Raw genomic sequence first — 17,900 nt, 5'->3', positions numbered from 1 at the left:
GTACGGCAGGATGTGCGGCATGCCCAGTGGAAAAACGACGCAAGCGAGCGTCCACGAGCCGGACTCGGTGCGGCCGACGGAGGAGGACCGGGTCGCGGCGGCCGGCAGCGAGCTGATCGGGGGACCGATCGGTCGGCGCGCCCTGCTCGGCAGATCCTGGTGGACCCCGGTGCGGGTGATCGCGCTCGTGGCGATCGGTGTGTTCGCGCTCGGACTGGTGCAGAAGGCGCCCTGCTACAAAGGCGCCTGGTTCTTCGGTGCCAGTTCGCAGTACACGCACGCCTGCTACTCGGACATCCCGCACCTGTACCAGGGGCGTGGCTTCGCCGACGGGCTGGTGCCGTACTTCGACCGGCTCCCCGGAGACATGGAGTACCTCGAGTACCCGGTGCTGACGGGCGTGTTCATGGAGGTGGCCGCCTGGCTCACCCCGGGCAGCGGCAGCATCCAGGACCAGGCACAGTGGTACTGGATGGTCAACGCCGGGATGCTCATGGCGTGCGCGGCCGTCATCGCCGTGTGCGTGACGCGCACCCACGCGCGGCGTCCCTGGGACGGCCTGCTCGTCGCCCTCGCCCCGGCCTTCGCGCTGACCGCCACCATCAACTGGGACCTGCTGGCGGTCGCTCTGACGGCCGCCGCGATGCTGATGTGGTCGCGGGGGCGTGCCCTCGCCTTCGGTGTCCTGCTGGGCCTCGCCACGGCCGCCAAGCTCTATCCCGTGCTGCTCCTCGGGCCGCTGCTCGTGCTGTGCTGGCGCGCGGGCCGGTGGCGGCAGTACGGCACGGCGCTCGCCGGGGCCGCCGTCGCCTGGATCGTCGTGAACGGGCCGGTGATGCTGTTCGCCTTCGACGGCTGGTCGAAGTTCTACACGTTCAGCCAGGAACGCGGCGTCGACTTCGGTTCGTTCTGGCTGATCCTGGCCCAGAACTCGGACGACCCGCTCGCCACCGAGACGGTCAACACCCTCGCGACACTGCTGATGCTGCTGTGCTGCGCGGGCGTGGCGGCCCTGACGCTCACGGCTCCGCGCCGGCCGCGCTTCGCGCAGCTGGCCTTCCTGATCGTCGCGGCGTTCATCCTCACCAACAAGGTCTACTCGCCGCAGTACGTGCTGTGGCTGGTGCCGCTCGCGGCGCTCGCCCGGCCCAAGTGGCGGGACTTCCTGATCTGGCAGGCCTGCGAGGTGGCGTACTTCCTGGGCATCTGGATGTACCTCGCGTACACGACCAGCGGGGACGCCCACAAGGGGCTGCCCACCGACGGCTACCACTGGGCCGTCGGCGTGCACCTGGCGGGGACGCTCTACCTCTGCGTCATGATCGTCCGCGACATCCTGATGCCGGACCGGGACCCGGTGCGCCGCTCCGGCGGTGACGACCCCTCGGGGGGCGTTCTGGACGGCGCCGAGGACGTCTTCGTGCTCGGCCCCGTGGCGCGTCCCGCGCGGCACGCGACCCACTCCGAGGGGCCCCAGGTCGACTGGGGCGGAACAGGGGCCCAGGGAGGTTCGCTCTGAGCGAACCGCCGTCCTCGGGCGGTCGTCCCGGGACCACGCGAAGGGCCGTGCACGGAAATCCGTGCACGGCCCTTCGCGTGGTCCCGGCGTCGTCTCAGCGGTCGACGAGCCGGTCGAACTGCGTGGTGGTGTGCCGCAGATGGGCCACCAGTTCCTCGCCGACCTTGGGCTCCGGGGCGTCGGCCGGCACGAACAGGATGGACACCTGCATGTGCGGCGGCTCGGCGAACCAGCGCTGCTTGCCCGCCCACACGAACGGCGAGAGGTTCCGGTTGACGGTCGCGAGGCCGGCCCGGGCGACGCCCTTGGCGCGCGGCATGACGCCGTGCAGAGCCTTGGGGGCCTCCAGACCCACCCCGTGGGACGTCCCGCCCGCCACGACCACCAGGAAGCCGTCGGAGGCGGCCTTCTGCTGCCGGTAGCCGAACCGGTCGCCCTTGACGACGCGCGTGACGTCCAGGACCGCGCCGCGGTACTCGGTCGCCTCGTGGTCCCCGAGCCAGAGCCGGGTGCCGATCCGGGCGCGGAAACGGGTCTGCGGGAACTGCTGCTGGAGGCGGGCGAGTTCGTCGGCCTTGAGGTGGCTGACGAACATCGTGTGCAGCGGCAGACGGGCCGCCCGCAGACGGTCCATCCAGCCGATGACCTCCTCGACGGCGTCGGACCCGTCGGTGCGGTCCAGCGGGAGGTGGAGGGCGAAGCCCTCCAGCCGGACGTTCTCTATCGCGGCGTGCAGCTGGGGCAGGTCCTGCTCGCTGATGCCGTGCCGCTTCATCGAGGACATGACCTCGATGACGACGCGGGCGCCGACCAGGCCGTACACGCCGTCGACCGACGACACCGAGCGGATGACCCGGTCGGGCAGCGGCACGGGCTCCTCGCCGCGCCGGTACGGCGTCAGCACCAGCAGGTCACCGCCGAACCAGTCCTTGATCCGCGCGGCCTCGTACGTCGTGCCGACGGCCAGGACGTCCGTGCCCAGCCGGGTGGCCTCCTCGGCGAGCCGCTCGTGGCCGAAGCCGTAGCCGTTGCCCTTGCAGACGGGGACGAGCCCCGGGAACTGCTCCTGCACGTGCTTGTGATGCGCCCGCCAGCGCGCGGTGTCGACGTAGAGCGTGAGCGCCATGGCCGGACCTGGAACCTTTCTCGTGGCTGCGGTGTAACAAAGGTATGGGAGGCGACGAAGCCGTCGGGGCTACGGAGACGCATACTGCGGCGAAGCGCGGGTCAGCGGCGCGACATGTAGATGTCGAGCGCCTTGTGGAGCAGCTTGTTGAGCGGGAAGTCCCACTCGCCGAGATACTCGGCCGCCTGGCCGCCGGTGCCGACCTTGAACTGGATCAGACCGAAGAGGTGGTCGGTCTCGTCCAGCGAGTCGGAGATGCCGCGCAGGTCGTAGACGGTGGCGCCGAGCGCGTAGGCGTCGCGCAGCATCCGCCACTGCATCGCGTTGGAGGGACGGACCTCGCGACCGATGTTGTCGGAGGCGCCGTAGGAGTACCAGACGTGCCCGCCGACGATCAGCATGGTCGCCGCGGACAGGTTCACGCCGTTGTGCCGCGCGAAGTACAGCCGCATGCGGTTGGGGTCCTCGGTGTTGAGGGCCGCCCACATCCGCTGGAAGTACGACAGCGGGCGCGGCCGGAAGCGGTCGCGCACGGCCGTGATCTCGTACAGACGCTGCCACTCGGGCAGGTCGTCGTAGCCGCCCTGTACGACCTCGACGCCGGCCTTCTCGGCCTTCTTGATGTTGCGGCGCCACAGCTGGTTGAAGTTCTTGTGGACCTCTTCGAGCGAGCGGTTCGCCAGCGGCACCTGGTAGACGTAGCGCGGCTGGACGTCGCCGAAGCCGGCGCCGCCGTCCTCGCCCTGCTGCCAGCCCATACGGCGCAGCTTGTCCGCGACCTCGAAGGCGCGGGGCTCGATGAAGTCGGCCTCCAGGTCGCGCAGACGCTTGACGTCCTGGTCCTGGATGCCCCGCTTGATGGTCGCGGCCTCCCAGCGCCGGATGATCACCGGCGGGCCCATCTTCACGGAGAAGGCGCCCTGCTGCTTCAGGTGGGCGAGCATCGGCTCGATCCACTCCTGGAGGTTCGGCGCGAACCAGTTGATGACCGGGCCCTCGGGCAGGTAGGCGAGGTAACGCTTGATCTTGGGCAGCTGCCGGTAGAGCACCAGACCGGCGCCGACCATCTCGCCGGTGCGGTCGTCGAACCAGCCGAGGTTCTCGGAGCGCCACTCCGCCTTGACGTCTGCCCAGGCCGGGACCTGCATGTGGCTCGCCGACGGCAGGCTCTGGATGTACGCCAGATGCTGCTCGCGACTGATGGTCCTCAGGGTCAGGCTCATTCGGGGCGCTCCTCGGGCTGGTGTGTCCCCATGGGTTCAGGGGCTCCGGCTCTCGCGCGAAGCCTACTGCGCCTCGGGTGCGGCCCGGTTGGGCGCACGGGACCTCGGCCCCGGCCGGCCGTCGGCCGGGGCCCTCGACGATGTGCGGTTGGGGGGTGCGGACGTCAGGCGATGACTCCGCCGAAGAGGCCGCCGCGCGCCATGCCCAGGAAGAACCCGATCCCCGCGAGGCCGAGGCCCAGGATCAGCCCGAACCGCTCACGCGTCGTGACGGAGATCCACTGGCCGTACGCCCCGGTGAGGAGGCCCACCAGGCCGGTCCAGGAGCTGAGCAGGTGCAGGTCGTGGAACTGCGCCGAGATGAAGGACGTGAGCCCCAGCACCAGGGTCACCGCGAGCAGGGTGTACTGGAGCGGGTGGGGCTTGCCGTCGGTGGCGAAGAGTCCGCCGGCGGTATTGGGTCGCATTGCCTGTGCCATGGGCACCTCCTGCGAAGGGCGGCGCATCGTAGCGCCGTACACACCCGATGTGTCCAGATTGACGGGCTTCACGGCCAGATTTCAACCGGAAGCCGCTGTGCGGGTACTCTGTAGCGTCTGCACCGGTGTCTGTCCGGACAGAGCCAGGCGGGAGCAGGAGCGGGTCATGGCCCCTCCGTCCGGCCCGGCGGACCGCCGCCCGGCTCGATTGTCAGTGGCGGCTGTTCTACTGACAGACATCGTTGCGCAACGCATCACGACCCTCCTGCCACGGAACGACCGTGGCCGCTGAGTCCAAAGGAGGTGGGTTCCACATGCGTCACTACGAGGTGATGGTCATCCTCGACCCCGATCTCGAGGAGCGCGCTGTCTCCCCGCTGATCGAGAACTTCCTCTCTGTCGTCCGTGACGGCGGCGGAAAGGTCGAGAAGGTCGACACCTGGGGCCGTCGTCGTCTCTCGTACGAGATCAAGAAGAAGCCCGAGGGCATCTACTCGGTCATCGACCTGCAGGCCGAGCCTGCGGTCGTCAAGGAGCTCGACCGCCAGATGAACCTGAACGAGTCGGTCCTCCGGACCAAGGTCCTCCGTCCCGAGACCCACTGAGCGTCTCCGCTCGGTTGATCCCGGGATCCGAGTAGCAGCAAGCAGCCAGCAGCAAACCCGCCGAGAGGTTCCCCCATGGCAGGCGAGACCGTCATCACGGTCGTCGGCAATCTTGTCGACGACCCCGAGCTGCGCTTCACCCCGTCCGGTGCGGCCGTCGCGAAGTTCCGTGTCGCGTCGACCCCCCGCACCTTCGACCGTCAGACGAACGAGTGGAAGGACGGCGAGAGCCTGTTCCTGACCTGCTCCGTCTGGCGTCAGGCGGCGGAGAACGTCGCCGAGTCGCTCCAGCGAGGCATGCGCGTCATCGTGCAGGGCCGGCTGAAGCAGCGGTCCTACGAGGACCGTGAGGGCGTCAAGCGCACGGTCTACGAGCTGGACGTCGAGGAAGTCGGCGCCAGCCTGCGCAACGCCACGGCCAAGGTCACCAAGACCACCGGCCGCGGTGGCCAGGGCGGCTACGGCGGCGGTGGCGGCGGCGGCCAGGGCGGCGGCTGGGGCGGCGGCCCCGGCGGCGGCCAGCAGGGCGGCGGCGCTCCCGCGGACGACCCGTGGGCGACCGGTGCTCCCGCCGGTGGTCAGCAGGGCGGCGGCGGCTGGGGCGGTGGCTCCGGCGGCAGCGGCGGCGGCTACTCGGACGAGCCCCCCTTCTAGGGCGGGCCGTACCCACACTTCTTGATCACACAGGAGAAACACCATGGCGAAGCCGCCTGTGCGCAAGCCTAAGAAGAAGGTCTGCGCGTTCTGCAAGGACAAGGTCACGTACGTGGACTACAAGGACACGAACATGCTGCGGAAGTTCATTTCCGACCGCGGCAAGATCCGTGCCCGCCGCGTGACCGGCAACTGCACGCAGCACCAGCGTGACGTCGCCACGGCCGTGAAGAACAGCCGTGAGATGGCGCTGCTGCCCTACACCTCCACCGCGCGATAAGGGAAGGGTGACCCACTCATGAAGATCATCCTCACCCACGAGGTCTCCGGCCTCGGCGCCGCGGGCGACGTCGTCGACGTCAAGGACGGCTACGCTCGCAACTACCTGGTTCCGCGGAAGCTCGCGATCCGCTGGACCAAGGGTGGCGAGAAGGACGTCGAGCAGATCCGTCGTGCTCGCAAGATCCACGAGATCCACACCATCGAGCAGGCCAACCAGGTGAAAGCCCAGCTCGAGGGCGTCAAGGTCCGCCTGGCCGTCCGCTCCGGCGACGCCGGCCGTCTCTTCGGTTCCGTCACCCCGGCCGACATCGCTTCGGCGATCAAGGCTGCCGGTGGTCCCGAGGTCGACAAGCGCCGCATCGAGCTCGGTTCGCCGATCAAGACGCTGGGCGCCCACGAGACGTCGGTGCGTCTGCACCCCGAGGTTGCCGCCACGGTCAACATCGAGGTCGTCGCCGCCTGAGGGCAGCGCTCGCTGAAGCAGTGAGCACGGGGGCCGCATCCGTCAGGGTGCGGCCCCCGTCGCATGGGTGCGGTGTTTCACGGTTCACGTGAAACCGTCCTGAGAGCGGTGTTCCACGTGAAACGCTCAGCGCGCGGCGCCCGTGACGACCCAGCGGCCCGAGCGTGAACGCAGCCACAGGGTCAGCATCCGCACGGTCATCATCAGTGTCATCGTGGCCCACAGCGCGGTGAGTCCACCTCCGAGAACGGGCACCAGCAGGGCGGCCGGGGTGAACACCGCGAGGGTGACCAGCATCGCCCAGGCCAGGTACGGCCCGTCGCCCGCGCCCATCAGGACGCCGTCCAGGACGAAGACGATGCCGCAGATCGGCTGGGACAAGGCCACGATCACCAGGGCGGGCAGCGCCGCGTCCTTCACGGCGGCGTCGCTGGTGAAGAGTGACAGGAACACCGGGCGGGCCAGGACGACGAGCATGCCCAGAAGGACACCGACGGCCACACCCCACTCGACCATGCGGCGGCACACGTCCCGCGCACCTTGGGCGTCACCGGCTCCCAGATAACGCCCGATGATGGCCTGCCCCGCGATGGCGATGGCGTCGAGGGCGAAGGCGAGCAGGCTCCACAGGGAGAGGATGATCTGGTGGGCCGCGATGTCGGAGTCTCCCAGACGGGCGGCCACCGCCGTCGTGATCATCAGGATCGCCCGCAGCGAGAGCGTCCTCACCAGAAGGGGAGCGCCCGCCTGGGCCGAGGCCCGGATTCCGGCGACGTCCGGCCGCAGAGAAGCCCCGTGCCGACGTGCGCCCCGCAGCACCACGCCCAGATAGACCATGGCCATGCCGCACTGCGCGATGACCGTGCCCCAGGCGGACCCGGCGATGCCGAGGCCGGCGCCGTAGACCAGGACGACGTTGAGGATGCCGTTGGCGACGAAGCCGGCGACCGCCACGTACAGCGGGGTCCGGGTGTCCTGCAGTCCGCGGAGCACACCGGTGGCCGCGAGCACGATCAGCATGGCCGGGATGCCGAGCGCCGAGATCCGCAGATAGGTGGTGGCGTACGGGGCGGCGGTCTCGGAGGCCCCGAAGAGGTTCACGAGCGCGGGTGCCGTGGGGAGGACGGCAGCCATGACGGCGGCGCCGAGCAGCAGGGCCAGCCAGATGCCGTCGATGCCCTGACGGATCGCGGCGGGGAGGTCACCGGCGCCCACCCGCCGGGCGACGGCCGCCGTGGTGGCGTAGGCGAGGAAGACGAAGACGCTCACCGCGGTCACCAGGAGGGCCGACGCGACGCCGAGTCCGGCGAGTTGTGCCGTGCCGAGATGGCCGACGATGGCGCTGTCCGCCATGACGAAAAGAGGCTCGGCGACGAGGGCGCCGAAGGCCGGGACGGCCAGCAGGACGATCTCTCGGTCGTGCCGACGGCGGGCGGCCTTGGGGCGCGCGGGAGCCTGTGTCATGTGCACCAATCTAATCATCCACAGGTAAGAGATGCCAACTGATTGTGACCCTTACCTCGTGGCTCAGGGTGTGGGGTTGTGTACACCTGTTGAACCGATCTTGATCCGTGTGGGGAAGTTTTTCTTCTGCACAGCCGGTGGATGGCAAAGAAGCAGGTCAGAGTGTTCTTCACAGGGTGTTCAAGGGCTTGTTCACAGCGCTGTCCACCGGCTCGTGCACAGGTTTCGCGGAGTTCTCCACAGCTCTGGGCCAGTCGTCCACACGGCCTGTGGATAACCAGATTGGCTGACGGTGCCGACGGGCCTACGGTGGTCCGGCGCCTGCTCCGTCCACCGGATCCGGAAACGTCACAAAACCGGCGTCCGACAAGCGGAGTCGGCCCCCCTTATCTGTCAGTGCCGTGCCGTAGAACTGAGACGCACGGCGAGATCCGCTCCGGCGGACGGGAGGAGGTGGCTCGGTGAGCATTTCCGAGCCCTTGGACGACCCCTGGGCCGACAGCGGTCCCAGTGATCGTCTGCCCGCCTCCCGCCGCACGGGTGATCACGGCAGGGGCCGCGACGAGCAGCACGACCGCGGCCCGGACCGGGGAGTGTGGGACGGCCCGGGCTCCGCCTTCGAGCGGGTCCCGCCCCAGGACCTGGAGGCCGAGCAGTCCGTGCTGGGCGGCATGCTGCTGTCCAAGGACGCCATCGCCGACGTCGTCGAGATCCTCAAGGGCCACGACTTCTACAAACCGGCCCACGAGACCATCTACACCGCGATCCTCGACGTCTACGCCAAGGGCGAGCCGGCCGACCCGATCACCATCGCCGCCGAGCTGACCAAGCGCGGTGAGATCAACAAGGTCGGCGGGGCGTCGTACCTGCACACCCTCGTGCAGACGGTGCCGACAGCGGCCAACGCGGCGTACTACGCGGAGATCGTGCACGAGCGGGCGGTGCTGCGCCGCCTGGTCGAGGCGGGCACGCGCATCACGCAGATGGGATATGCGGCCGACGACGACGTCGACGAGATCGTCAACCGCGCCCAGGCGGAGATCTACGCCGTCACCGAGCAGCGCACCAGCGAGGACTACCTGCCGCTCGGCGACATCATGGAGGGCGCCCTCGACGAGATCGAGGCGATCGGGTCACGCAGCGGCGAGATGACGGGCGTCCCCACCGGGTTCACCGACTTCGACTCGCTCACCAACGGGCTGCACCCCGGTCAGATGATCGTCATCGCCGCGCGTCCCGCGATGGGCAAGTCGACGCTCGCGCTGGACTTCGCGCGGGCCGCCTCCATCAAGAACAACCTGCCCAGCGTCATCTTCTCGCTCGAGATGGGCCGCAACGAGATCGCGATGCGTCTGCTGTCCGCGGAGGCCCGCGTCGCCCTGCACCACATGCGGTCCGGCACGATGACCGACGAGGACTGGACCCGCCTGGCCCGCCGGATGCCGGACGTCTCGGCCGCGCCGCTCTACATCGACGACTCGCCCAACCTGTCGATGATGGAGATCCGCGCCAAGTGCCGGCGGCTCAAGCAGCGCAACGACCTCAAGCTGGTGGTCATCGACTACCTCCAGCTCATGCAGTCGGGCGGTTCCAAGCGGGCCGAGAGCCGGCAGCAGGAGGTCTCGGACATGTCCCGTAACCTCAAACTGCTCGCCAAGGAACTGGAAATCCCGGTCATCGCGCTGTCGCAGCTGAACCGAGGTCCCGAGCAGCGCACGGACAAGAAGCCGATGGTCTCCGACCTGCGCGAGTCGGGCTCCATCGAGCAGGACGCCGACATGGTCATCCTGCTGCACCGCGAGGACGCCTACGAGAAGGAGTCCCCGCGCGCCGGCGAGGCCGACCTGATCGTCGCCAAGCACCGAAACGGCCCGACGGCGACCATCACGGTCGCCTTCCAGGGCCACTACTCCCGCTTCGTCGACATGGCGCAGACCTGAGCGACGGCCGGCGCGGGTTTCCGGATCCCGTGGCCGCTTCCCGCTCAGCGATGGCCACTGCGTGGGGTGAAGGGGACGGGACGGAAGCCCTTTTTCCTCCAGCTCAGCCCCGTGCGCAGCGATCGAGTGCGGCACGGACCCGGTGGAGCCCCTCCACCCTCCAGTGGCCCCGGTCAGGCATCTGGTCGGCTCGGCGCCAGCGCCAGGCCGAGAACATCGCCCAGTTCAGGGCGCGGCACCGCTGAACCAGGCCGTGGTCAGCCCCCGCATAGTGCTCCCCCACTTCCTCAGGAGCATGGGCGAGGTCGAACTCGATCGGCCCACGGCAGCACGTGGCGAGGTCCACGAGAAGCGGTCCTCGCCTCGTGTTGAGGAGGTTGCCCGGATGCGGCTCGCCATGCAGCAGCTGGTCGCCGGTTCTGTCGCAGCTGATCGTGGCGCTCAGGCCCTCGAGCGTGGTGCTGAGGAGCTCCCGGTCGGAGTCAGGTAGCTCGGGGGATCGTTCCGGGTCGTTCACCTCTTTCAGCGCCGCGGCGACTCGGTCGGTGAAATGCGGTGCGTCCAGATCGATCTGGCGCAGGGCGGCATGGTGCCGCATCAGCACGTCTGCGTAGTCGGCCGGCGCGATCTCTGACCCCACAGGTTCGTAGTAGGTCCAGAGCGAGATGGCGAAGGCGTCACGCACATGGATGCGGGGCTGGATCCGAGGATCGAGCTCGGCCACCGGGGCGTCGACGTCGGCGAGACGGTGGGCGACCTCCACTTCGAACTCGGAATCAGCCAGATGCCCCGAAGGCGCGACCCGGGCGAGAACATCACAAGGGACCAGGCGCAGCGCGACCCGGTCCGAGTCGTGGACGACGACGGCGTCGTCGGCCTGAAGTCCCAGAGCCGAAGCGGTCGCCCGTCCTGCCGCCATTGCTCGGCGGAGTTCTGACGGCTCCATAGCGTTCCCCCTCATCGTTGAGTACGCCTGCACGCCCGGGGACAACAGCGACGTCCCCGAGGTCTTCATGAGCATCGGTCGGACCTCGGACCTCGGACCTCGGACCTCGGACCCCGGACCCGGCGATAAGCATCGCAAAGCAGAACCCGCACGGGCTGGGGAATTCATTCGGCCGACCTTGTGACCGGTGGCCGGCAACGGTCGTTACAGACGCGGTCGCGTACAGGCCCCGGGCAGGACGTCATCCGCCGTTCTCGGCAGGGTGGTGCTCTCACGGGGCCGGTCGCCGCCGCGCGGATCTGACGTACCTGCTGAACTGGTGGCATGACGTCACCCCAGGAAGAACTGCTGCCCAGTACGCGGCGCGCGCTGCTGCACCGGATCGCCGTCGCGCAGAGCGAAGGGCGGGCGCCGTCGCTCGTCGCGGCCGTGGTGCGGGGCGGAAGGACCGTGTGGAGCGGGGCCCGGACCTCGGTGGAGGGGGAGGTCCCGGACGATGACGTCCAGTACCGGATCGGCTCGATCACCAAGACCTTCACCGCCGTTCTGGTGCTGCGGTTGCGGGACGAGGGTCTGCTCGACCTCGCCGACCCGCTGGAGAAGCACCTGCCGGGCACCGGCGTGGGCGAGGTGACCGTCGTCGACCTGCTCGCGCACCGCGCCGGACTGGCCGCCGAGACGCCCGGCCCTTGGTGGGAGCGGACCCCCGGCTCCCTGCGCCCCGCACTCGCCGACGTCCTCGGCGAGCGTCCCCTGGTTCACCCGGTGGGGCGGCGCTTCCACTACTCGAACCCCGGGTACGCGCTCCTCGGCGCGCTGGTCGGGAAGCTCCGCGGGGCGCCGTGGGCGGACGTCCTGTGGCGAGAGGTGCTCGACCCTCTGGGGCTGCGCCGCACGACCGTGGAGCCCGTGGCGCCGCACGCGGGCGGCTGGGCCGTGCATCCGTGGGCCGACGTGATGCAGCCCGAACCGCTGGAGCACCTGGGCGTGATGGCTCCCGCAGGACAGCTGTGGTCCACCACCGGTGACCTGGCCCGCTTCGCGGCCTTCCTGGCCGCGGGGGACGAGCGGGTACTGAGCGCCGAGTCGGTGCGGGAGATGCGGACGCCGGCGGCGCCGGCCGAGGCGGCGGACGTGGCCGACGGTTACGCGTACGGCCTGGGCCTGGAGCTGCGCCATCAGCACGGCAGGGGGCTCGTCGGGCACACCGGCTCACTCCCCGGGTTCCTGGCCTGCCTCACGATGGGCCTCGCGGACGACGTCAGCGCGGTGGTCCTCGCCAACTGCACCTCCGGGCCCGCTCCGTTCACGGTCGCCGCGGACCTGGTGCGGATCGTCGCGGAGGCGGAACCCCGCATCCCCGCACCCTGGCGGCCGCTCCGGGAGGCCGATTCCGCCGTGCTCGGCCTGGTGGGCCAGTGGTACTGGGGGACGTACGCCTTCGGGCTGCGGCTGTCGGCCGACGGGCTGCTCGCGCTGGAGCCGCTCTCCGGGAAGGGGCGGCGCTCACGCTTCCGTCCGGACGGCTCCGGCGGCTGGGTGGGGCTCGAGGGCTACTACGCCGGGGAGGTGCTGAAGCCCGTGCGGCGTCCGGACGGCTCGGTCAGCCATCTCGACCTCGGCTCGTTCGTGTTCACCCGGCAGCCGTACGAGGAGGGCGTCCCGGTGCCCGGCGGCGTGGACACGGAGGGGTGGCAGGGCATCCCGTAGTCGGCGGCCCGTGGACCCGACCGGGTCCGGTGGCTTACCGGACGCACGCAAGCGGCCGTGTTTCACGTGAAACACGGCCGCTTTTCTCACAGAGCCAGCTTGAAGCCCACATGCGAGGCCGTGAAGCCGAGCCGCTCGTAGAAGCGGTGGGCGTCGGTGCGGGTGTTGTCCGAGGTCAGCTGGACCAGCCGGCAGCCCTCGCGGCGAGAGGTGTCGATCGCCCACTCCATCATCCGGCTGCCCAGACCGCTGCCGCGTTCGTCCGCATGGACGCGCACGCCCTCGATGATCGACCGCGTGGCGCCTCGCCGGGACAGTCCGGGAATGATGGTGAGCTGGAGCGTCCCGACGACCCGCCCTCCCCGGACGGCGACGACAAGGTGCTGGTTCGGGTCGGCACGCAGCCGGTCCATCGCGGTCAAGTAGGGTGCGAGGTCGTCAGGTGACTCGCGTCGCGCACCCAGCGGGTCGTCCGCCAGCATGGCGACGATCGCCAGGACGTCGTCGGTGGTCGCGGGCCGTATCTCAAGGTCTCCCATGCCGCGCACCCTATGCGGGCACCGGCGCCTTCAGCGTCTCCACGACGCGGACCAGCGGGGCGAGGTCGGGGTTCTTCGCCGCCTCGTCGAGCGCCTCGCGCAGCGCGGTGTCGTTGGTGGGCCGGGCCTCTTCCAGCAGCTTGAGGCCGGCCTCGGTGACGTCGGTGTAGATGCCGCGCCGGTCGGTGGGACAGAGGTAGCGCTCCAGAAGACCGCGGTCCTCGAGCCGGGTGACCAGCCGGGTGGTGGCGCTCTGGCTGAGCACGACCGCGTCGGCGACCTGCTTCATCTGCAGATGGCCGCCCTCGCCGGCGTGCTGCCGGCTCAACACGTCGAGCAGGGAGTACTCCCGCACGCTCAAATCGTGCCGGGCCTGCAGGGCGCGTTCGATGTGGGTCTCGATCCTCCCGTGCAGCAGCGAGAGAGCGCACCAGCCCTGGGCGAGGGCGGTGAGTGCGGGATCCGTGGCTGTCATGGGGTGATTCCTCCGTCCAGCAGCGTCTGACACCAGGGTAGAGCACAGACGAAATATCCCGCGCTTGCAAGTATCCCGCGTCTGCAACTATTGTCGAGTCTCGTTAAGCGCTCCCGCAATCTCCGGAAGGTCTGTTCCCTCATGCCTCTCGCGCTTCTGGCCCTCGCGATCGGGGCCTTCGGGATCGGCACCACCGAATTCGTGATCATGGGCTTGCTGCCCGAGGTCGCGGGCGACTTCGGTGTCTCCATCCCCACCGCCGGTTACCTGGTGACCGGCTACGCCCTGGGTGTCATGTTCGGCGCCCCCCTGATGACCGTGCTCGGCACCAAGATCTCCCGGAAGCGCATGCTGATGCTGCTGATGGGCCTCTTCGTCGTCGGGAACCTGCTCTCGGCGCTGGCCCCCACCTTCGGCCTCATGCTGACCGGACGGGTGGTCGCGTCCCTGGCCCACGGCGCCTTCTTCGGCATCGGCTCCGTCGTCGCCGCCGACCTGGTCGCCCCCGACAAGCGGGCCGGCGCCATTTCTCTGATGTTCACCGGTCTCACCGTCGCCAACGTCGTCGGCGTGCCGCTGGGCACCCTGGTCGGCCAGTCCCTCGGATGGCGCGTCACCTTCGGCATCGTCGCCGCGCTCGGCGTGGTCGGCCTGCTGGGCGTCGCCAAGCTGGTGCCCGACATGCCCAAGCCCGAGGGCGTGCGGCTGCGCCACGAACTGGCCGCCCTGAAGAACGTGCAGGTCCTGCTCGCCATGGCGATGACCGTGCTCGGCTTCGGCGGCGTCTTCGCGGCGATCACCTACATCGCGCCGATGATGACGCACGTCGCGGGCTTCGCCGACGGCTCCGTCACCTGGCTGCTGGTGCTGTTCGGCCTCGGCATGGTCGGCGGCAACCTCGTCGGCGGCAAGTACGCCGACCGCGCCCTGATGCCGATGCTGTACGTGTCCCTCGGGGCCCTCGCCGCCGTCCTGGCGCTGTTCACCCTGACCGCCCACAACAAGATCGCCGCGGCCGTCACCATCGCCCTCGTCGGCGCACTCGGCTTCGCCACCGTCCCCCCGCTGCAGAAGCGGGTCCTGGACCACGCGCACGGCGCTCCCACCCTGGCCTCGGCGCTCAACATCGGCGCCTTCAACCTGGGCAACGCGCTGTCCGCCTGGCTGGGCGGCCTGGTGATCGCCGCCGGGTTCGGCTACACCGCCCCCAACTGGGTCGGCGCCGTCCTCGCCGCGGCTGCCCTGGCGCTCGCCGTCCTCTCGGCCGGCCTCGAGCGCCGCGAGCGCGCGGCCGGTACACCGGTCGCCGGCACGGCCCCCGCGGAGCGGCCGACCGTTGCCACGCGCTGACCCGAGGCGCCGCCGGGCGCGGGGCCAGGGCCGTCCCCGCGCCCACAGCTCCCCTCCCGTCCGTCACGACGGACACCGCACGAACCGCTAGGAGAACCACCTCATGACCACCACTGCCGTCGCCCCGCTGACCACCACGGACGCCGAAGCCCTCGTCACCGCCGCGGTCGAGGCCGCCGAGAAGGCCGGTGTCACCGTCAGCGTGACCGTCCTCGACGCGGGCGGGCACCTGCTCGCATTCCGCCGGGACGACCGAGCTGTGCTGATCTCCGGTGAGACCAGCACGCGCAAGGCCTACACCGCGCTGCAGCTGAACACGCCCACCGCCGACCTGGTGGACGCCGTGCAGCCCGGCGGGCTCTTCCACACCCTGCCCACCGCCCTCGACCGGCCGCTGCTCTTCATCGCCGGCGGCGTGCCTGTACGGCGTGACGGCCGGCTGATCGGCGCCGTGGGCGTCGGCGGCGGCGCCCCGGAGCAGGACCACGGCTTCGCCACCGCCGCTGTGGAGTCCCTCGCCTGACGAGGGACACCAACCCCGCACGACGTATGGCGCAGCCGTACAAGGCGTGGCAACGCCCGTACGGCGCATCGCACGGCGACGCCGGTCCCGCAGGCACGCGGGACCGGCGTCGCCGTCTGCGTACCGTCAGGCGGCCGCCACCGTCACCGGGGCGAACCGCCGGCTCCAGTCCCCCGGCAGTTCCGTGATCCCGTGCGCCATGACGGCGTTGAACGCGACTGGCGCGAGGCCGCGCTCCTTCACCCAGTCGAGCAGCTCGCGGTGCCGTACGTCGATGTCGGTGCGCAGGGGGCGGTTGGTGTGGGCGGCCAGCGAGGCGATGAGTGCCTGGGCGGTCGCGGTGTCCCGGGCGATCAGCGGGCCCACGACATGGGTGTTCATGTTGGGCCAGGCGGCGGCGTAGCCGATGATCCTTCCGTCCTCTTCGGCCACCCGCAACTGGTCCGCGAAGGCGGGCAGGCGGGTGACGATGTGCGTCCGGTCCGTGCCGAACACCTCCTCGTCGAGCCGCAGGATCGCCGGAAGGTCGTCGGCGGTGGCCGTGCGGGTCAGGACGTCCGGCCGGCCGGACGGGACGAAGTGGCCGCGCACCATCTCGGCCTGACCGGTGACCTTGAAACCGAGCTCCTCGTAGAGAGGCCGGCCGAGGGGTGTGGCGTGCAGGGTGAGGGGAGTGGTGCCCGCCTCCTCGACGACGTGGCGCATCAGCCGGCGTCCGAGGCCCTGTCGGGAGTGGCGCTCCGCGACGAGCACCATGCCCACGGCCGCGAGGGAGGGCTGTTCCCGGGAGCCGTACTCGGTGACGACGCAGGCGGCCGCCAGACCGCCGTCGGGGGCATCGACGCCGTGGCCGCGTCCGGCCGCGAGCAGGAGTCCCCACTTGTGCTCCTCCCGGGGCCACCCCCGGTCCTCGGACAGGTCGGCGCAGGCGGTGAGATCGCGGAGCGTCAGACGGCGGATGGGCAGGGAGTCGAGAGAAGGTGTCGGCACGCAGGTCAGGCTGTCCGACCGGAGCCTTCGGCGTCCACCTGTTTCCGCAGATGCGCACGTGCTTTTGGCCATCCCGTCCAGGTGGGGATCAGCCCAGGTCGGAGGCGTGCAGCGCACGCACGCCCTCGATGTTGCCGTCCAGGTAGTGCCGCAGGGACAGCGGTACGAGGTGGACGGAGGCGATACCGACCCGGGTGAAGGGCACCCGCACGATCTCGTACTCGCCGGCGGGTTCCTCGACCTCCGGGCCGTGCCGCAGGGACGGATCCATGGACTCCAGACGGCAGACGAAGAAGTGCTGCACCTTCACGCCGGTGGAGCCCTCGTCCTCACCGATGTGCTCCACGGTGTCCACGAAGCACGGCACCACGTCAGTGATCTTGGCGCCGAGCTCCTCGTACACCTCGCGGTGCAGGGCGTGGACGACGGTCGGGTCCTCCGGCTCGACCCCGCCGCCGGGAGTGACCCAGTAGGGGTCCACGCCGGGTTTGGTGCGCTTGATCAGAATCAGATGATCGCCGTCGAGGAGAACGGCTCGGGCGGTGCGCTTGACCACGGGTCGGACGGTCATGGGGGAAATGTGGCCCGGCTGGTTCCACGTGAAACATCACCGGGCGCCCCTGCTCCGGGGCTGCCGGACGCCGGGGCGGCGACGACTGTGTCAGCACCAGTCGGCGGCCGCCCGCTCCAGCCACTCGTGGGCCCGTGCGATGTGCGGCATCGCCAGTGTGCCCGTGCGGACGGCCAGGAAGTAGGTGCGCAGCGGAGGCACCGCGGGTTCGTGCAGGGTCACGACCTCGCCGCGCGTCAGCGCGCCCGCGCACAGATAGCGCGGCAGCACCGCGAGACCCGCCCCGGCCGTGGCGCACGCCAGCACGGCCCGCAGGTCCGGGACGATCACCGTGCCCGGACAGACCGGACGGGAGTCGAACACGGAGGCCCAGTAACGGGCGACGAAGGGGAGCGACTCGTGCACCTCCACGACCGGGACCCGCTCGAGGGCGCTCGGCCCGGCCCGGCGGAGCGTCCCGGTGCCGATCCGCTCGGCCCAGCCGGGCGCGGCGACCAGGACGTGCTCCTCGTCGCAGAGCGCGGTGGCCGAGAGCAGCGCACCGCGCGGCCGGATGGTGCTGATGGCCAGGTCGTGGTGGCCGGCGGCGAGTCCTTCGAGGACCTCGTCCACGGTGCCGAAGGAGGCCCGCAGCGCGAAGCCCTGGCCGTCCTCGCCGGTCAGCTCCGTGAGCGCGGGCAGCGCCCGCTCGGCGGTGAACTCGGGAGGCCCGGCGAGGTGCAGGGTGCGTAACGAGGAGTCCTGCTCCAGCCCGGACTCGGCTATCTCCACCAGGGCGTCCAGGTGCGGCGCCGCCTTGTGGGCGAGTTCGTCGCCGATCGTCGTCGGCGTCACCCCGCGCGCCTGCCGCAGGAACAGGGGCCGCCCGACCTGCCGCTCCAGCGTTCTGATCTGCGAGGTGACGGCCGGCTGTGAGAGGCCCAGCAGGGCCGCCGCGCGCGTGAAGGAGCCGGCCCGGTGCACGGTCACGAAGGTCCGCAGCAAGGCCAGATCCACGGCACGCACCCCTTCCTCATCGGCCCCGCCGCAGTCCGGACGGGC

At 70.3% G+C, this 17,900-nt stretch carries 19 protein-coding genes; 9 read left to right on the top strand and 10 right to left on the bottom strand.

Annotated elements, in window-relative coordinates:
* Nucleotides 1–10: 10 nt before the first annotated feature.
* Complete coding sequence (locus tag ACIQ8B_RS03605; protein WP_403544978.1) at nucleotides 11–1,519, top strand: glycosyltransferase family 87 protein; 1,509 nt, start codon at nucleotides 11–13, stop codon at nucleotides 1,517–1,519.
* Between the two features lie 94 nt (nucleotides 1,520–1,613).
* Here the strand turns inward: ACIQ8B_RS03605 and ACIQ8B_RS03600 are convergent, their stop codons facing one another.
* The 3 genes from ACIQ8B_RS03600 to ACIQ8B_RS03590 all read right to left on the bottom strand — a co-directional run bounded on the left by ACIQ8B_RS03600 (nucleotide 1,614) and on the right by ACIQ8B_RS03590 (nucleotide 4,347).
* Nucleotides 1,614–2,645, bottom strand: coding sequence for an alanine racemase (locus tag ACIQ8B_RS03600; protein WP_106413410.1), 1,032 nt, complete (start codon nucleotides 2,643–2,645; stop codon nucleotides 1,614–1,616).
* Nucleotides 2,646–2,746: 101 nt separating this feature from the next.
* Nucleotides 2,747–3,868: a peptidoglycan bridge formation glycyltransferase FemX gene (gene femX, locus ACIQ8B_RS03595; protein ID WP_106413411.1), complete on the bottom strand. Its 1,122-nt coding sequence runs from the start codon at nucleotides 3,866–3,868 to the stop codon at nucleotides 2,747–2,749.
* Nucleotides 3,869–4,032: 164 nt separating this feature from the next.
* Nucleotides 4,033–4,347 carry a hypothetical protein gene (locus tag ACIQ8B_RS03590; RefSeq protein WP_106413412.1) on the bottom strand — a complete coding sequence of 105 codons (315 nt, stop codon included), beginning with the start codon at nucleotides 4,345–4,347 and terminating at the stop codon, nucleotides 4,033–4,035.
* A 314-nt stretch (nucleotides 4,348–4,661) separates the two neighbouring features.
* On the opposite strand from ACIQ8B_RS03590, the gene rpsF reads away from it, so the two are divergent.
* The 4 genes from rpsF (at nucleotide 4,662) to rplI (ending at nucleotide 6,351) form a co-directional block, all read left to right on the top strand.
* Nucleotides 4,662–4,952, top strand: a complete 291-nt coding sequence (rpsF, locus tag ACIQ8B_RS03585; RefSeq protein ID WP_004985983.1) for a 30S ribosomal protein S6 — start codon at nucleotides 4,662–4,664, stop codon at nucleotides 4,950–4,952.
* A 75-nt stretch (nucleotides 4,953–5,027) separates the two neighbouring features.
* A complete protein-coding gene (locus ACIQ8B_RS03580; protein ID WP_403544975.1) occupies nucleotides 5,028–5,606 on the top strand; it encodes a single-stranded DNA-binding protein in 579 nt (192 codons plus the stop codon).
* A gap of 43 nt (nucleotides 5,607–5,649) precedes the next feature.
* Complete coding sequence (rpsR, locus tag ACIQ8B_RS03575) at nucleotides 5,650–5,886, top strand: 30S ribosomal protein S18 (protein WP_003949403.1); 237 nt, start codon at nucleotides 5,650–5,652, stop codon at nucleotides 5,884–5,886.
* Nucleotides 5,887–5,904: 18 nt separating this feature from the next.
* On the top strand, nucleotides 5,905–6,351 hold the full coding sequence (gene rplI, locus ACIQ8B_RS03570) for a 50S ribosomal protein L9 (RefSeq protein ID WP_106413413.1): 447 nt from the start codon (nucleotides 5,905–5,907) through the stop codon (nucleotides 6,349–6,351).
* A 126-nt stretch (nucleotides 6,352–6,477) separates the two neighbouring features.
* Here rplI and ACIQ8B_RS03565 read toward each other — a convergent pair whose 3' ends face one another.
* Nucleotides 6,478–7,815, bottom strand: coding sequence for an MATE family efflux transporter (locus ACIQ8B_RS03565; protein ID WP_403544972.1), 1,338 nt, complete (start codon nucleotides 7,813–7,815; stop codon nucleotides 6,478–6,480).
* Between the two features lie 461 nt (nucleotides 7,816–8,276).
* On the opposite strand from ACIQ8B_RS03565, the gene dnaB reads away from it, so the two are divergent.
* Nucleotides 8,277–9,755 (top strand): replicative DNA helicase, encoded by a 1,479-nt coding sequence (gene dnaB, locus ACIQ8B_RS03560; RefSeq protein ID WP_106413415.1) that lies wholly within the window; start codon nucleotides 8,277–8,279, stop codon nucleotides 9,753–9,755.
* Nucleotides 9,756–9,858: 103 nt separating this feature from the next.
* Here dnaB and ACIQ8B_RS03555 read toward each other — a convergent pair whose 3' ends face one another.
* Nucleotides 9,859–10,701, bottom strand: a complete 843-nt coding sequence (locus ACIQ8B_RS03555) for a phosphotransferase family protein (RefSeq protein WP_403544970.1) — start codon at nucleotides 10,699–10,701, stop codon at nucleotides 9,859–9,861.
* Nucleotides 10,702–11,025: 324 nt separating this feature from the next.
* On the opposite strand from ACIQ8B_RS03555, the gene ACIQ8B_RS03550 reads away from it, so the two are divergent.
* Complete coding sequence (locus tag ACIQ8B_RS03550; RefSeq protein WP_403544968.1) at nucleotides 11,026–12,411, top strand: serine hydrolase domain-containing protein; 1,386 nt, start codon at nucleotides 11,026–11,028, stop codon at nucleotides 12,409–12,411.
* A gap of 86 nt (nucleotides 12,412–12,497) precedes the next feature.
* On the opposite strand, the gene ACIQ8B_RS03545 is transcribed toward ACIQ8B_RS03550, so the two are convergent.
* Together ACIQ8B_RS03545 and ACIQ8B_RS03540 are read right to left on the bottom strand one after the other, a co-directional pair.
* On the bottom strand, nucleotides 12,498–12,950 hold the full coding sequence (locus ACIQ8B_RS03545; protein ID WP_290002295.1) for a GNAT family N-acetyltransferase: 453 nt from the start codon (nucleotides 12,948–12,950) through the stop codon (nucleotides 12,498–12,500).
* A 10-nt stretch (nucleotides 12,951–12,960) separates the two neighbouring features.
* Nucleotides 12,961–13,425, bottom strand: a complete 465-nt coding sequence (locus ACIQ8B_RS03540; RefSeq protein ID WP_290002292.1) for a MarR family winged helix-turn-helix transcriptional regulator — start codon at nucleotides 13,423–13,425, stop codon at nucleotides 12,961–12,963.
* Nucleotides 13,426–13,566: 141 nt separating this feature from the next.
* Between ACIQ8B_RS03540 and ACIQ8B_RS03535 the strand changes: the two genes are divergently transcribed.
* Both ACIQ8B_RS03535 and ACIQ8B_RS03530 read left to right on the top strand, forming a co-directional pair.
* Nucleotides 13,567–14,775, top strand: coding sequence for an MFS transporter (locus tag ACIQ8B_RS03535; RefSeq protein ID WP_403544966.1), 1,209 nt, complete (start codon nucleotides 13,567–13,569; stop codon nucleotides 14,773–14,775).
* Between the two features lie 103 nt (nucleotides 14,776–14,878).
* A complete protein-coding gene (locus tag ACIQ8B_RS03530; RefSeq protein ID WP_106413419.1) occupies nucleotides 14,879–15,298 on the top strand; it encodes a heme-binding protein in 420 nt (139 codons plus the stop codon).
* Between the two features lie 126 nt (nucleotides 15,299–15,424).
* Here ACIQ8B_RS03530 and ACIQ8B_RS03525 read toward each other — a convergent pair whose 3' ends face one another.
* The 3 genes from ACIQ8B_RS03525 to ACIQ8B_RS03515 form a co-directional block, all read right to left on the bottom strand.
* On the bottom strand, nucleotides 15,425–16,288 hold the full coding sequence (locus tag ACIQ8B_RS03525; RefSeq protein ID WP_403544963.1) for a GNAT family N-acetyltransferase: 864 nt from the start codon (nucleotides 16,286–16,288) through the stop codon (nucleotides 15,425–15,427).
* A gap of 88 nt (nucleotides 16,289–16,376) precedes the next feature.
* Entirely contained in the window at nucleotides 16,377–16,859 is a 483-nt protein-coding gene (locus tag ACIQ8B_RS03520) for an NUDIX domain-containing protein (protein WP_006134039.1), read from the bottom strand.
* 90 nt (nucleotides 16,860–16,949) lie between these two features.
* Nucleotides 16,950–17,855: a LysR family transcriptional regulator gene (locus ACIQ8B_RS03515; protein ID WP_403544961.1), complete on the bottom strand. Its 906-nt coding sequence runs from the start codon at nucleotides 17,853–17,855 to the stop codon at nucleotides 16,950–16,952.
* Nucleotides 17,856–17,900: the final 45 nt, after the last annotated feature.

The sequence above is a fragment of the Streptomyces sp. NPDC096105 genome (assembly GCF_044763335.1).
Taxonomy (GTDB): domain Bacteria; phylum Actinomycetota; class Actinomycetes; order Streptomycetales; family Streptomycetaceae; genus Streptomyces.
The sequence above is the reverse complement of the archived record's forward strand: the minus strand, read 5'-3'. Positions and strand labels throughout refer to the sequence as shown.

What these genes read in the sequence shown, in the direction of transcription:
- ACIQ8B_RS03605 (WP_403544978.1), top strand. Translation starts at nt 11, where the DNA reads ATGTGCGGCATGCCCAGTGGAAAAACGACGCAAGCGAGCGTCCACGAG.
- ACIQ8B_RS03535 (WP_403544966.1), top strand. Translation starts at nt 13,567, where the DNA reads ATGCCTCTCGCGCTTCTGGCCCTCGCGATCGGGGCCTTCGGGATCGGC.
- ACIQ8B_RS03540 (WP_290002292.1), bottom strand. Translation starts at nt 13,425, where the DNA reads ATGACAGCCACGGATCCCGCACTCACCGCCCTCGCCCAGGGCTGGTGC.
- ACIQ8B_RS03520 (WP_006134039.1), bottom strand. Translation starts at nt 16,859, where the DNA reads ATGACCGTCCGACCCGTGGTCAAGCGCACCGCCCGAGCCGTTCTCCTC.
- ACIQ8B_RS03580 (WP_403544975.1), top strand. Translation starts at nt 5,028, where the DNA reads ATGGCAGGCGAGACCGTCATCACGGTCGTCGGCAATCTTGTCGACGAC.
- rpsR (WP_003949403.1), top strand. Translation starts at nt 5,650, where the DNA reads ATGGCGAAGCCGCCTGTGCGCAAGCCTAAGAAGAAGGTCTGCGCGTTC.
- ACIQ8B_RS03545 (WP_290002295.1), bottom strand. Translation starts at nt 12,950, where the DNA reads ATGGGAGACCTTGAGATACGGCCCGCGACCACCGACGACGTCCTGGCG.
- femX (WP_106413411.1), bottom strand. Translation starts at nt 3,868, where the DNA reads ATGAGCCTGACCCTGAGGACCATCAGTCGCGAGCAGCATCTGGCGTAC.
- rplI (WP_106413413.1), top strand. Translation starts at nt 5,905, where the DNA reads ATGAAGATCATCCTCACCCACGAGGTCTCCGGCCTCGGCGCCGCGGGC.
- ACIQ8B_RS03590 (WP_106413412.1), bottom strand. Translation starts at nt 4,347, where the DNA reads ATGGCACAGGCAATGCGACCCAATACCGCCGGCGGACTCTTCGCCACC.
- ACIQ8B_RS03530 (WP_106413419.1), top strand. Translation starts at nt 14,879, where the DNA reads ATGACCACCACTGCCGTCGCCCCGCTGACCACCACGGACGCCGAAGCC.
- ACIQ8B_RS03600 (WP_106413410.1), bottom strand. Translation starts at nt 2,645, where the DNA reads ATGGCGCTCACGCTCTACGTCGACACCGCGCGCTGGCGGGCGCATCAC.
- ACIQ8B_RS03565 (WP_403544972.1), bottom strand. Translation starts at nt 7,815, where the DNA reads ATGACACAGGCTCCCGCGCGCCCCAAGGCCGCCCGCCGTCGGCACGAC.
- ACIQ8B_RS03555 (WP_403544970.1), bottom strand. Translation starts at nt 10,701, where the DNA reads ATGGAGCCGTCAGAACTCCGCCGAGCAATGGCGGCAGGACGGGCGACC.
- ACIQ8B_RS03550 (WP_403544968.1), top strand. Translation starts at nt 11,026, where the DNA reads ATGACGTCACCCCAGGAAGAACTGCTGCCCAGTACGCGGCGCGCGCTG.
- rpsF (WP_004985983.1), top strand. Translation starts at nt 4,662, where the DNA reads ATGCGTCACTACGAGGTGATGGTCATCCTCGACCCCGATCTCGAGGAG.